Below are 13132 nucleotides of genomic sequence, written 5' to 3'. Positions count from 1 at the left end.
CTCGTGCGCCTTCGCGTGCGAGGCGAACCGCGCCAGCTCCGCCTCCTGCCCGTTGAACGCCTGAATCGTCCGCAGTCCGCCGAGCCCCTCGTGGAGCTGCCCCGCCAGATGCCCCAGCTGCGTCTGCCCCTCGCGCGTGCCCTTGAGCACCTTGCGCGTCAGCTTCGACGCCGGCAGCGCCGCGAGCGGAATCACCACCAGCATCAGCCCACCCAGCAGCGGGCTCATCGACAACGCCACGCCCGCCAGGATGATGACCTGCAGGCTGTCCCGCAGGTACGAGCCCACCGTGTACATCGCCGCCGCCTCCACCGCCGCGACGTCCGACGAGAAGCGACTGAGCAAGTCTCCCTGCCGCTCACGCGCGAGCTGCGCGGGCGACAACGACGTGAGCTTCACGAAGAGCTCCCGCCGCAGGTCCTTCACCACCCGCTGCGCGAAGAGCCCCATGAAGTAGAACTGACCCAGGTACCCCACGCCCTTCACCGCGCCCACCACCACCATCATCAGCGGGAAGCCCCACAGCGCCGCGTCACGCGGCAGGTCCGACAGCCACGGCACCCGGTTCGCCCCGCCGAAGCCCTCCTCGCCGCCCGACAACAGGAAGCGCAGCGCGGGGCCCGTCAGGTACGCATACGCGCCCGTGGCGATGCCCACGAACGCCATGCACACGAACGCCACCACGAGCACCGCCGCATGCGGGCGCGCGTAGCGCAACAATCGCCAGAGTGTCCGCCCCATCTGCCTACCGTCCCACCTTGCGCAACGCCGCCTTGGCCAGCTGCGAGTACGGGTTGTACTCCAGCACCTTCAGCAGCTTCTTCCGCGCCAGCGGCGCGTCCCCCAAATCCGTGTCGATGATGGCCGCGATGATGTGCAGCCGCTCCACGTACGGCCCCAGGGACAACGCCTTCTTCAACACCTTCTGCGCCTTCTGCGCACGCTGAACCAACGGACCGCCCGCCCCCTGGTACGTCGCCCAGGCGAGGAAGGAGTAGTACTCCGGCTCGCGAGGGTTGAGCGTCACCGCCTCCTCGAACGCGTGCATCGCCGACAGGAAGTCCCGCCGCTTCAGCGCGGACTCGCCCCGGCGCAACGCAATCTCGGCGTCCACCACCACCGCCGTGTTGCGCCCCACGTCCAGCTTGCTGAACAGGTACTGGAGGTACGCCTTGCGCTTCTCCTCCACGCTCAACACCCGGTAGGACGCCGACAGCTTCTCCTGCACCGAGTCCAGCAGGTCCTTCAGGTCCGAGATGTCGTACTCGGCATACGTGTCCGGGTGAAAGCGCATCGCCGTCTCGTGGTAGGCGCGCTCCACCGCCTCCGCGTCCGCCGCGATGTCCAACCCCAGGCTGCCGAAGTAGCTGCGGGTGATGATGCGCACCGCCTCCTCGCGCAGCGACGCCGCCGTCTCCCCGGGCAACGACTTGCGCTTGCGCGGGCCAATCCGGTCCGGCACCACCGCCGCCGACAGCACGTCCGCCCCCGTCGCCACCGGCGTCGCGGAGAAGGTCACCCCGCCCGTCAGCTTCAGGAACCACAGCAGCGAGTACGCCGCGCTCAGCTCCCCGCGGCCATGCGCGAGCAGCTCCTTGAGCACGATGCGGCCATTGACCTGCATGGCGATCTTGATGTCGTCCGTGTCCAGCGCCATCGCCTGCAAATCCCGGCCGAACTCGGGCGAGCGCACCGGGTACTCGCCCAGGTTCGCCTTCAGCGACGCGGCCATCACCTTCAGCGGGAAGCAGCGCCGCGCGCCCTCCAGAATCTGCGCCAGCGGCGGCAGGTCCACCGACGCCACCTCCGCGGTGAACTCGTCGCCGGAGTAGAAGGCGTACCGGCCCTCGCGCATGCCCAGCACCCGCGCCAGCTTGTCGCGCGTGTAGTCCCGCAACAACTGCGACAGCTCCTCGCCCACCAGCTCCACACCCGCGTCCGCCAGCGCCGAGCCGATGCGCAACCCCGAGCCCAGCGCCTCCACCACCTGCTCCGCCTGCGCGGGCGTGGCGAGCTTGCGCTCCACGAGGTAGCGCGGCAGCGAGTCCTCCTTCACCGTCGAGTCGAAGCTCACCGGCCCGCCGCGCAGGAAGTACACCCGCCGACTCAGCCCCCGGTGCGCCACCACCAGTACACCGTCCCGCCGCAGCCGGTGGATGGAGTGCAGCAGGCCGGGCAGCGGATAGCCCTTCAGCTCGCCACTGTTCACCGCCGGACGCGACAGCGTGGACGCCAGGCCCGACAGCGGCACCGCCTGCGCCGCGCGCACCAGCGACTCCAGTCGGGGCACCAGCTCGCCGGGCTTGAGCGGGTCCGCGACGTACGCGTTCACCTTCAGGTCCAACACCGAGCCCACGCCCCGCGCCCGCCCCAGGTGCCCCTTGTCGATGGCGACGATGGGCACGCGCCCACCCTGGCTGTGCCCCCGGATGAGCTGCACCACGTGCGAGCCCTCCACGCGCGGCAGGTCCACCGACAACACCATCACATCCGGGTTGTCCGCCGCGAAGTGCTCCAGCGCCGCGATGGGGTCATTCACCGCGCGCACGGAGTACCCGGCCTGCGAGAGCAGGCCCGTCAGGTGCTCGAGCGTGGGGGGATGGCTCTCGGCGAGCAGAAGCGTCTTCAAGGGTTGGCGCAGTCTACACCTTCACCCCGGCTTGCATCAGGGTACGATGCGCCCCCCTCACATGACGCCCCCGCCCCGAATCCTCGTCGTGGCAGGCGAGGCCTCCGGCGACGCCCATGCCGCAGAGCTCGTCGCCGCCCTCCAGGCCCGCCGCCCGGACCTCACCTTCTTCGGCATGGGCGGCTCGCGCCTGGCCGCCCGGGGAGTCGAGCTGCTCTTCGACGCCCGCGAGGTGTCCGTCATGGGCATCACCGAGGTGCTCCCCCGCATCCCTCGCATCCTCCAAATCATGAAGGGCCTGGCGAACGCGGCCGCCGAGCGGCGCCCCGACGTCGCCATCCTCGTCGACATCCCGGACTTCAACCTGCGCCTGGCCGAGAAGCTCAAGGCCCAGGGCATCCCCGTCGCCTATTACATCTCGCCGATGATCTGGGCGTGGCGCCGCGGCCGGGTGCGCACCATCAAACGCCTGGTGGACCGGATGCTGTGCATCCTCCCGTTCGAGGAGGACTTCTACCGGGACGCCGGCGTCGCCGCCCGCTACGTGGGCAGCCCCGTCGTCGAGCAGGTCCCCGCCCCCGACAGCCCCACCGCGTTCCGGGAGCGCCTGGGCCTGGCCAGGGAGGCCCCCACGCTCGCGCTCCTGCCGGGCAGCCGGATGAGTGAGATCCGCCGGCTCCTGCCGTCCATGGTGGACGCGGCCCGCCGCCTGTCCGCAGAGCGGCCCGGACTCCAGGTCGTGGTCCCCGTGGCCCCCACCATCCCCCGCGAGGAGGTGCTGTCTCGCTTCGAGGGCAGCGGCCTGACGCCGGTGCTGGTGGACGGGCATGCCCCGGAGGTGGTCGGCGCCAGCGACGCGGCGGTGGTCGCTTCCGGGACCGCCGTGCTGGAGGCGGGGCTGATGCAGCGCCCCCTCGTCGTCATCTACCGGGTGTCCCTCATCTCGTACTGGGTGGGCCGGCTGATGCTGAAGGTGGCCTTCGTGTCCCTGGTCAACCTGCTGGCCGGGCGGCGGGTGGTGCCGGAGCTGCTCCAGGGGGAGATGACCCCCGAGCGAATCGCCGACGAGGTCCGCAAGGTGTGGCTGCCGGGGGCCGCCCGGGACGAGATGCTCCAGGGGCTGGGCGAGGTCCGGGGGCGGCTGGGCGAGGCAGGGGCCGCCACCCGGGCGGCGGAGACCGTCATGGAGCTACTGCCCCCGTGCGCCATTTAGGGTATGTCGGCCCGGCCATGAACCCAGCGCTGGTCTGCATCCCCACCTACAACGAGCGGGAAAACATCGAGGCCATCACCCTGGCGGTGCTCAAGGCCGACCCGCGCGTCGACATCCTCATCGTCGACGACAACTCGCCGGACGGAACGGGGCACATCGCCGACCAGCTCGCCGCCAAGGAGCCCCGCGTGCGGGTGCTCCACCGCGAGAAGAAGGAGGGCCTGGGTCGCGCCTACCTCGCCGCCTTCCGCTGGGCCCTGGCGGAGGGCTACACGTACATCCTGGAGATGGACGCGGACTTCAGCCATGACCCGCGCTACCTGCCCGGGTTGATGGACGCGGCCGAGGCGGGCGCCGACCTGGTGCTCGGCAGCCGCTACGTCACGGGCGGCGGCACGGTGAACTGGGGCGTGGGCCGCCAGCTCATCAGCCGCGGCGGCAGCCTCTATGCCCGCACCATCCTGGGCGTGGGCGTGCAGGATTTGACTGGCGGCTTCAAGTGCTTCCACCGCCGGGTGCTGGAGACCCTCGACCTGGATGCCGTACACAGCACCGGGTACGCGTTTCAAATCGAGCTCACCTACCGCACGCTGAAGAACGGCTTCACCGTGCGCGAGGTCCCCATCATCTTCGAGGACCGCCGCGTGGGGCACTCGAAGATGAGCAAGAAGATTTTCGCCGAGGCGCTCACCATGGTGTGGAAGCTGCGCCTCACGGTGTAGTCGCAAAGGTCGTGCGGTGATGAAGGACTACCTGACGCAATTCCTCGTCGCCCTGCCGGCGGTCTTCTTCGTGGTGGACCCCATCGGCGTGGTGCCGCTGTTCCTGGCCATGACGGCCGGGGACACGAAGGAGAAGATACGCCGCACGGCGATGCGCGCGTGTCTGGTGGCGTGCGGGCTGATGACCTTCTTCGCCCTGTTCGGCACCATCATCTTCAAGGTGTTCGGCGTGTCGCTGGGGGCCTTCCGCGTGGCGGGCGGCATCCTCCTGCTCATCACCGCGCTGGACATGCTGCGCGCGCGTCCGTCCGAGACGCGCACCACCCCCACCGAGGAACAGGAAGGCGTGGTGAAGGAGGACGTGGCCATCGTCCCCCTCGCAATCCCGCTGTTGTCGGGGCCCGGAGCCATCGCCACCGCCATGGTGCTGATGGCCCGCGGCAACTCCAACTCGATGGCCTCCACCCTTCCGGTGCTGGCGGCCATCCTCCTGACGTTCGTCTTCAGCTACTTCATCCTGCGCGCCTCCGGGCTCGTGCAGCGGGTGCTGCGCCAGTCCGGCGTCGCCATCGTCGAGCGTGTCATGGGGCTCATCCTGGCCGCCATCGCCGTGCAGTTCATCGCGGACGGCGCCAAGGAATTGCTGAAGTAACCTAGTTGCCGACGACCCAGGTGGGGCCCGCGCGGCGCAGCGTGCCCTGGGGCTTGCCCTCCAGGGTGAGCTCGTCCGGGCCGGCGCGGCGCGCGTCGTACGCGTAGCCCTCGCGAATCTCCTGGAGGTAGACGACGACGGCGTCCAGCACGCTGTCCTGCACCACCTTGAAGGTGGAGTCGCCACAGCGGGGCTCATCGCCCTCGAAGAAGCGCTCCAGCATGGACTGCTCCGGGCGGCGCACGTACACGCGCACCGGCGTCGGTTCGTGGCGGCCCTGGGCGGCGATCTCCTCCACCACCCGTGACGGGGTCGGTTCCTTCAACACGGATTGAACCAGGCTGCACTTGTCCGCCTCCACCTCCCGCCGCACGGCGAGCGGCGCCTGATGCGCGCAGCCCACCCCCACCAGGAGCGCCATCCCCACCACGCCCCAGGTCCACCGTTGGAATCGGTCCATCCGCTGCTACCTCCTCGTCACTGCGTCCGTCCGCTACAGCTTCCTCCACCGCGGCGAGAAGGGAGCGCCGGCGAGCACCGGGTCCTCCACCGCGATGATGTATTCCGCCCGGCGGTTGGCAGCCTCCGCCGTCTCGTCCGGAGTCCGCACCGCGGGGGACTCCTCGCCAAAACCCTCGTAGAAGATGGGGACCTTGAGCCCTCGCTGACGGAAGGCGGCGGCGATGCTGCGCGCGCGCTTGAGCGACAGCTCGCGGTTGTCCGCCGTGGCGCCCACGGTGTCCGTGTGGCCCAGCACGTACAGACGAACCGCGGCGAAGCGGCCGTATTTCGCCAGCGCCTGCGCAATCAACGCATGGCTCCTGTCCAGCTTGCCTCGCTCGCCGGCGGGAATGTCCGCGCGCCCCGAGGCGAAGCCCACCTCTTCATGCGGAATGTCCACGCGCCAGGGGAAGAGGTCCACACCCGTGTAGAAGTCCGATGTGTCGAAGGCTCGGAGGGAAATCTTCATCACCTTCCCCTCGGCGGCCGGCCAGCTCAACGTCAGCGGCGTGCCCGCCTTCTCCCCCTTGAAGGCCACCTCGCCCTCGAAGGCCTTGTTCCCCGTGTCCATCAGCACGGTGAGCTCCACGCGGCCCGCGGGGCGCGAGAGCTGGAAGCGCAGCGTGCGCCCCGGCACGTCCACGTCCTCCGGGCGCACGTCCAGGCGCAGCGGCCCGTTGAGCTCCGTGTCGAAGGACAACGGCAGGCTGCCCGACTCGGCGTTGGCGAAGCGCACCACCAGCTCGCCCTCGTAGTGGAAGCGGCCTTCGGGCTGCTCCAGCTCGATTCGCCGAGTCATCCCTGGCTTCCCGCCGCCCTTCACGTCGACCACCTTCCCGTCGTCGCGCTTGAGCTTCACCTCGAAGCCTGCGATGGGCTCCTCGATGTGCACGAGCAATGCCGGGAGCTTCTCGCCCACCGCGGCCCGGCCCTCCAGGGACACGCGGATGGCGTCGGCGAACGCGGGCAGGGGTGTCGAGGCGACAAGACTGAGCAATAGAACCAGGCGGGCATTCATGGCGCGGCGTCGACTCCGGCGTCGCGGGTCGCCGTGCAACAGCGACCCGGGTGGGTGGATTCCTCCGCGCCAGGGTAGGACGGTGTCCCCCGCGTGGAAATGCTTCGCGAGCGTGGAAACGCCTCGCGAGCCAGACGCGAGCAGCGCGCCGACATTCATTCCCGCGCGCCACACCCCGCAGGGCAGCCGGGGGGACGGCCACCAGGCCCTCTCCTGCCCGGGCGCGAGAAGGGGGCCGCTACCGCACGCCGACGAGCGTGATTCCCGCCGCGCGCGCGTTGGCGAAGAGCTCCGGCGCGTCCAGCAGCACCGTGCGCCCGGCCTCCAGCGCCAGCACCCGGGCGCCCACTTCCTTCATGACCTCCAGCGTGCGGGGCCCCGCGGCGGGCAGGTCGAAGCGCAGGTCCTGCTGCGGCTTGCAGCGCTTGACGACCACCGCGCCCGCGCCTCCCAGCTTGCCGCCCCGACGGATGGCCTCGTCCGTGCCCTCCACCGCCTCGAGCGCCAGCACATGGCCCTGGTGCACCACCACCGTCTGGCCCACGTCCGCCTGCCCCAGCAACGCCGCCACCTCGCGCCCCAGCGCCACGTCCTGCTGCTGCGTGGGGCTGAGCTCGGGGCCGGCCAGGTGCCCCTCGGGGCACAGCACCTCCCCGAGGAAGTCCGTGGGGGCGATGATGGTGATGCCGCGCGACTCGAAGTCCGCGGCCACCGCGCGCAGCAGCGCATCATCCCGGAAGCTGCGCAGCCGGGAGATGATGCGCACCGCGCCCAGGTCCGGCCGGGCCTCGGACAGGGCCTTCACCCGGCCGATGCCGCCCGCCATGGCCGCCTGCTTCACGCCCGCGGCGACGAAGGCCTTCTGGATGCGGTTGACCTGCCCCACCCGCACCCAGGTGAGCGAGCCGACCTCCGAGGCCAGGGCCGGGTCCGTCTCGCCCTTGTGGGCCACGGCCACCACCTCCAGCCCCCGGGCCCGCGCGGCGCGGGCGAACAAGAGGGGAAGCTGACCGTTGCCCGCGATGAGGCCGATGCGACCGTCCGGAGGTGCGTGCTCCATGTCCACAGCCTAGCGCGTCAGGCCGCGCTTGCTCTGGGAGATGAAGGACACCAGGTGGTCCACTTCCGGGTGGCCGCCCAGCTCCGTGCGCAGCCGCCCCAGCGCCTCCTGCAGCCCCAGCTTGGAGCGGAACAGGATGCGGTGGGCCTCCTTGATGCGCTCAATCTGGTCCTTGGTGAAGCCGCCGCGCTCCAGGCCCACGGTGTTGAGCCCCACCAGCTCCGCACGGTCTCCCTGCGCCGTGGCGTACGGAGGGATGTCCATGGTGACCATGGCCCCGCCGGAGATGAAGGCGAAGCGGCCCAGGCGGGTGAACTGATGCACCGCCGCCAGGCCGCTGATGATGACGTGGTCCTCCATCGTCACGTGGCCCGCGAGCGCGGACCCGTTGCCGATGCGGCACCCGTTGCCGACGACGCAGTCGTGGGCGACATGGCTGTTGGCCATGAAGAGGTTGCCGTTGCCGACGCGCGTGGCGCCGCCGCCGCCCGCCGTGCCCTTGTGCAGGGTGACGAACTCGCGAATCTGGTTGTCGTCGCCGAGCGTGAGCTCGGTGTCCTCCCCCGCGTACTTGAGGTCCTGCGGGTCCGCCCCCACCGAGGCGAACTGGAAGATGCGGTTGCGCGCACCGAGCGTCGTGCGGCCCTCGATGACGACGTGAGGGCCCACGTGGGAGCCCTCGCCAATCGTCACCTGCGGTCCGATGACCGAGTAGGGTCCGACGTGGACCGACTCGTGCAGACGCGCATCGGGGTGAACCACCGCGGTGGGATGAACCTGAGCCATGTCGTCTCCTCTACCTCGCGGGCCCGCGGTCAGGACGCCGCGCCCTCTTCCGCCGTCGCGCCCTTGTCCTTGTCCACCACCGTGGCCAGGAACTCGCCTTCGGCGACCTTCACGCCATCCACCGTCGCCGTGCCCTTCGTCTTCCACACGGCGCCCTTGTGGCGCAGCACTTCGATGCCCAGCTGCAGCCTGTCTCCGGGGACCACCGGCTTGCGGAAGCGCGCTCCGTCAACGCCCATCAGGTAGGTCACCTTCTGGCTCGGGTCCATGTTCTCGCTCTTGTACGCGAGGATGGCCGAGGCCTGGGCGAGCGCCTCCAGGATGAGCACGCCCGGCATCACCGGATGGCCGGGGAAGTGGCCGTTGAAGAAGGGCTCGTTGATGGTGACGTTCTTGTAGGCGGTGATGCGCTGGCCGGGAACGATCTCCACCACCCGGTCGATGAGGAGGAACGGGTACCGGTGCGGCAGCAGGTTCTGGATTTCGCCGATGTCCATCACGGGCCCTTCTCCTTCTCGAGCTGCTCCACCCTTTTGCGCAGGGCGCGCATTTCCTTGAGCAGGTCCGCCACCTGCCCCGAGGCCGCGCTGGCCCGGAGCCACTCACGGTGGGGGATGGCCGGGCTGCCGCTCACGATCTGTCCGTCCGGGACGTCATGGGCCACGCCGGACTGGGCGCCGACCTTGGCCAGGTCGCCCACGCGGATGTGGCCCACCACGCCCACCTGGCCCGCGAGCACCACGCCGGTGCCCACCTCGGCCGAGCCGGACACGCCCGCCTGCGCGCAGATGAGCGCCAGCGGCCCCACCCGGACGTTGTGGGCGATCTGCACCAGGTTGTCGAGCTTGGTGCCGCGCCCCACCACCGTCTCGCCCACCGTCGCGCGATCGATGCAGGTGCACGCGCCCACCTCGACGTCGTCCTCGATGCGGACGATGCCGACCTGGGGAATCTTGAAGTGCTGGGGCCCCTCCTCCCCTTCCGGGTCGAAGGCGAAGCCGAAGCCGTCCGCGCCCACCACGCTGCTGGCGTGGAGGATGACGCGCGAGCCCACCACACAGCGCTCGCGCACCGTGACGTTGGGGTGCAGCACGCTGTCCTCGCCGACGGAGGCATGCTCGCCCACGTAGGCGCCGGGATACAGCACCGAGCGCGCGCCCACCTTCGCGCCCGCCTCCACCGTCGCGCCGGCGAGCACGCTGGCCTCCGGGTGCACGGTCGCCTCCGGGTGCACCCACGCGCCTGGACGGATGCCGGGGGCGGGACGCACGTCGGGGTGGAACACGCGCAGGAGCCGCGCGTAGGCCAGGTGCGGATTGGACACGCGCACCAGCGCCACGCCCTCGCGGGCCGGCTCGCTGGTGCCCACCAGCACGGCCGAGGCGCGGGAGGCCTCGAACTGGCGGCGGTAGCGCGTGTTTCCGTAGAAGGACACGTCTCCCGGGCTGGCTTCCTCGAGCCCGTTGAGTCCGTGGATGAGCTGCTCAGGGTCGCCGAGAAGCTCGCCACCGACGAGGGCGGCGAGCTCCCCGAGCCGTCGGGGTGCGGGAGAGGTCTTCACGGGAGCGCGGGGGCTACTTCGTCGGGGCGTCCTTGGCTGCCGTCGTCTTCTTGCCGGAGCCGTTGTAGGCCCGGATGACCTCGTTGGAGATGTCGTACTGGGCCTTCGCGAAGACGATGCCCGAGTCCCGCTTGTCCAGGACCATGCCCAGGTCATCGCGCTGCGCGATGGAGGCCACCACCTGGTCGATCTTGTTGATGATGGGCTCCATCTCCTGGCGCTCCTTGTTGGCCGCCTCGCCCCGGCTCTTCTCCCACTTCTGGGCGAGCACCATCACCTTCTTCTGCAGCTCGCCCTCCTTCTGGGCGCGCACCTCGGCCGACATCGCGCTCGCCTGCTTGTCGAGCGTCTCCTTCTCGGCGCGCAGGGCGGTCTGCTCCTTGTCGATCTCCTTCTGCTTGTCATCCAACCACTTCTGGAGGCGGGCCTTGGCGGCCTTGCCGTCATCCACCTCGAGCAGGACGCGCTGGAGGTCCACGTAGGCGACCTTCAGTTCGGCGGCCGAGGCGGCCACCGGCAGGGCAAGCGACAGGACGGCGGCCAAGGCCGCGACAGTGGTGCGAAGCGACATGTTCAACAGCTCCTCAGGGAAGGGTACAGGGTCCGACGTCAGACGCCCGGGCTTGTTCAACCCTTCCCGCCAGGGCGGGGCCGGGACGACAGGCGACGGCTTATCAGAAGAAGTTGCCGATAGTGAACTCGAACAGAATCCGGTCGTCTTCCGGCCGCCTGGTGAGCGGGATGCCCCACTCGAAGCGCAGCGGGCCGATGGGGCTGAACCACCGGAACCCGAAGCCCGCCGAGTGGAAGAGGCCGAGCGGCAGGTCGTTCTGTCGGTCCTGGAAGAAGCGCTCGCTCGACGCGAAGGCGTTGCCGGCGTCATAGAAGAGCACACCCCGCAGGCCGGCCTTCTCGAAGATGGGGAACTCCAGCTCGAAGTTGAAGACGAGCTGCTTGTTGCCGCCGACGAGGAAGTCCGTGACGGTGGCGTCCGGACTGCCGGAGCGGGGCACCTTCACCGAGGGGCTGATGCTGCGCAGGTAGTAGCCGCGGACGCTGTTGATGCCACCCACGTAGTACAGCTCGGAGATGGGCAGCGGCTTGTTCGAGTCGAGCTGCTGGATGTAGCCGATGGTGGCGTTCGTCTTGAAGACGAAGCCCAGCGGCATGGGGAAGTACAGGCGCGAGTACGCGGTGTACCGGTTGAAGAGGAACGTGCCGCCCAGGAAGTCCGGGGCCAGCTCCACCGAGCCGAAGTGGATGAAGCCGCGCGAGGGGAACAGGCGGTTGTCGCGGCGGTCGAACGAGAGCGACAGGCGCGCCGCGCTGGTGGTGCCGGACAGGAACTGGTTGGCCAGCAGCACCGCGCCCAGGTTGGAGCCCGCCTCCACGTTCACCCATTCACGCGTGTAGCCGATGGTGCCCAGCAGGTCGTCGATGAACTGGTAGCCGATGGAGACGGTGCCGCCGGTGGAGTTGCGGATGAAGCCGTCGTAGTCGGCCTGGACGCGGAAGAACTCCGCGGACAAGAGGTAGTTCGTGTCCAGGAAGTACGGGTCGTAGAACGACAGCTGCACCAGGGAGCGCAGGCCGGAGATCTGCGCGGACGCGGAGACGCTCTGGCCCCAGCCCAGGAAGTTGTTCTGGGCGATCTGCGCCGTGAAGATGAAGTTCTCCACGTTGGAGAAGCCCAGGCCCACCTGGAAGGTGCCGGTGGCCTTCTCCTTCACCTCCACCTGGAGGACGATGGTGTCGTCGGTGCTGCCGGCGCTCTGGGTGATCTCCACCGTCTCGAAGAAGCCCAGCGCGGTGACGCGGTCCTTGCTGCGGCGCACGCCGGTGCCGCTGTAGAGCTCACCCTCGTAGACGCGCAGCTCGCGGCGGATGACCTTGTCGCGCGTCTTGCTGTTGCCGACGACGTTGATGCGCTCGATGGTGACCTGCGGGCCCTTCTGCACGTCGAAGGTCAGGTCCACCGTGCGGTTGTTGGCGTTGACGCTGGTGACGGGGTTGATGTTCGCGTACGCGTAGCCCCGGTCGTAATACACGTCCGACAGGCCGACGATGTCCTGCGACAGCTGCGAGCGGTTGAAGCGCTGGCCCGGCGTCGACTTCATCAGCTGCGCCATGCGCTCCTTCGACACGTCGTCGAGCAGGTCGCCGGAGAAGTCGATCTTCCCGATGTCGTAGGGCTCACCCTCTTCGATTCGCAGGGTGATGTAGATGTAGCGCTTGTCGGCGGAGAGCTGGACGGTGGGCTTGTCGATCTTGACGTTGATGAAGCCCCGGTCGAAGTAGGCGATCTGGATGACGGCCAGGTCGCGCTGGAAGGCCTCCTCGCGGTAGGTGCCCTCGCCGGTGAAGAAGGAGAAGTAGCCACCCTCGCGGGTGATCATCGTCTCCTTGAGCTCCTGGGCGGGGACCTTCTCCGCGCCGATGAAGGTGATCTGCTTCACCATCACCTTGGCGTGCTCGTTGATGATGATGATGACGTCCACGCTGCCCCCCGTCTCGGAGGGCTTGATCTGGTGGGTCACCTCGGCGAGGAAGTAGCCCTTCTCCACGTACTTGGCCTGGATCTTCTTCACCGTGCTGCGCACGGCTTCCATGTCCAGGATGGTGTTGGGCTTGGCGTCGAGCTCGTCCTTGAGGTCGTCGCGGCTGAGCTCCTCGTTGCCCTTGAGATTCACCGCCCGGACGATGGGCCGCTCCTCCACACGGACCACGTACGCCACGCCCCGGGGCAGCCGCTGCGCGAGCAGCTCCACGTTGGTGAAGTAGCCCAGGGCCCAGACGGCGCGGAGGTCCTCGGCGGACTTGGACGCGTCCAGCGTCTGGCCCACCCGGGTGCGCAGGGCGCGGCGGATGGCCTCGGCCTCCACGCGCTTGTTGCCCTCGACGCGAATCTCCACCACCCGGTCGGGGTCACCGTCCTCGGGGGGCTGTCTCTTATAGACATCTGACGCTGCCGACGAAGCTAGAAGTGTAGA

At 69.3% G+C, this 13132-nt stretch carries 13 protein-coding genes; 3 read left to right on the top strand and 10 right to left on the bottom strand.

Features of this window, described 5'->3' with window-relative positions:
* Both FL311_RS33600 and FL311_RS33595 read right to left on the bottom strand, forming a co-directional pair.
* The coding region (locus FL311_RS33600) for an ABC transporter transmembrane domain-containing protein (RefSeq protein WP_255510383.1) at nt 1-741 on the bottom strand (741 nt) is incomplete at its 3' end.
* Nucleotides 742-745: 4 nt separating this feature from the next.
* Nucleotides 746-2629: a DUF4388 domain-containing protein gene (locus FL311_RS33595; RefSeq protein WP_141331727.1), complete on the bottom strand. Its 1884-nt coding sequence runs from the start codon at nt 2627-2629 to the stop codon at nt 746-748.
* Between the two features lie 61 nt (nt 2630-2690).
* On the opposite strand from FL311_RS33595, the gene lpxB reads away from it, so the two are divergent.
* The 3 genes from lpxB to FL311_RS33580 are packed head-to-tail and all read left to right on the top strand — an operon-like array spanning nt 2691 to nt 5216.
* Nucleotides 2691-3842: a lipid-A-disaccharide synthase gene (gene lpxB, locus FL311_RS33590; RefSeq protein ID WP_141331725.1), complete on the top strand. Its 1152-nt coding sequence runs from the start codon at nt 2691-2693 to the stop codon at nt 3840-3842.
* Between the two features lie 17 nt (nt 3843-3859).
* Complete coding sequence (locus FL311_RS33585) at nt 3860-4564, top strand: polyprenol monophosphomannose synthase (RefSeq protein WP_141331723.1); 705 nt, start codon at nt 3860-3862, stop codon at nt 4562-4564.
* 19 nt (nt 4565-4583) lie between these two features.
* Nucleotides 4584-5216 (top strand): MarC family protein, encoded by a 633-nt coding sequence (locus FL311_RS33580; protein WP_141331721.1) that lies wholly within the window; start codon nt 4584-4586, stop codon nt 5214-5216.
* Between the two features lies 1 nt (nt 5217).
* Here FL311_RS33580 and FL311_RS33575 read toward each other — a convergent pair whose 3' ends face one another.
* The 8 genes from FL311_RS33575 to bamA form a co-directional block, all read right to left on the bottom strand.
* The gene (locus tag FL311_RS33575) at nt 5218-5676 is read right to left on the bottom strand and encodes a hypothetical protein (protein WP_141331719.1); all 459 of its coding nucleotides are present in this window, start codon (nt 5674-5676) and stop codon (nt 5218-5220) included.
* 33 nt (nt 5677-5709) lie between these two features.
* The gene (locus FL311_RS33570) at nt 5710-6735 is read right to left on the bottom strand and encodes an OmpA family protein (protein ID WP_141331717.1); all 1026 of its coding nucleotides are present in this window, start codon (nt 6733-6735) and stop codon (nt 5710-5712) included.
* A 238-nt stretch (nt 6736-6973) separates the two neighbouring features.
* Nucleotides 6974-7795 carry an LpxI family protein gene (locus FL311_RS33565; RefSeq protein WP_141331715.1) on the bottom strand — a complete coding sequence of 274 codons (822 nt, stop codon included), beginning with the start codon at nt 7793-7795 and terminating at the stop codon, nt 6974-6976.
* A 9-nt stretch (nt 7796-7804) separates the two neighbouring features.
* The gene (lpxA, locus tag FL311_RS33560; RefSeq protein WP_141331713.1) at nt 7805-8581 is read right to left on the bottom strand and encodes an acyl-ACP--UDP-N-acetylglucosamine O-acyltransferase; all 777 of its coding nucleotides are present in this window, start codon (nt 8579-8581) and stop codon (nt 7805-7807) included.
* A 29-nt stretch (nt 8582-8610) separates the two neighbouring features.
* Nucleotides 8611-9078: a 3-hydroxyacyl-ACP dehydratase FabZ gene (gene fabZ, locus FL311_RS33555; RefSeq protein WP_046714814.1), complete on the bottom strand. Its 468-nt coding sequence runs from the start codon at nt 9076-9078 to the stop codon at nt 8611-8613.
* Nucleotides 9078-10142: a UDP-3-O-(3-hydroxymyristoyl)glucosamine N-acyltransferase gene (lpxD, locus tag FL311_RS33550; protein ID WP_141331711.1), complete on the bottom strand. Its 1065-nt coding sequence runs from the start codon at nt 10140-10142 to the stop codon at nt 9078-9080. The genes fabZ and lpxD overlap by 1 nt, the downstream gene beginning before the upstream one ends.
* Nucleotides 10143-10155: 13 nt before the next feature.
* Entirely contained in the window at nt 10156-10713 is a 558-nt protein-coding gene (locus FL311_RS33545) for an OmpH family outer membrane protein (protein ID WP_194869464.1), read from the bottom strand.
* A gap of 103 nt (nt 10714-10816) precedes the next feature.
* A complete protein-coding gene (gene bamA / locus FL311_RS33540; RefSeq protein WP_141331709.1) occupies nt 10817-13057 on the bottom strand; it encodes an outer membrane protein assembly factor BamA in 2241 nt (746 codons plus the stop codon).
* Nucleotides 13058-13132: the final 75 nt, after the last annotated feature.

The organism is Myxococcus sp. AB025B (assembly GCF_006518215.1).
Classification (GTDB): Bacteria; Myxococcota; Myxococcia; order Myxococcales; family Myxococcaceae; genus Myxococcus; species Myxococcus fulvus.
Note: the sequence above shows the minus strand (reverse complement) of the source record. Positions and strands in the feature narration are given on the sequence as shown.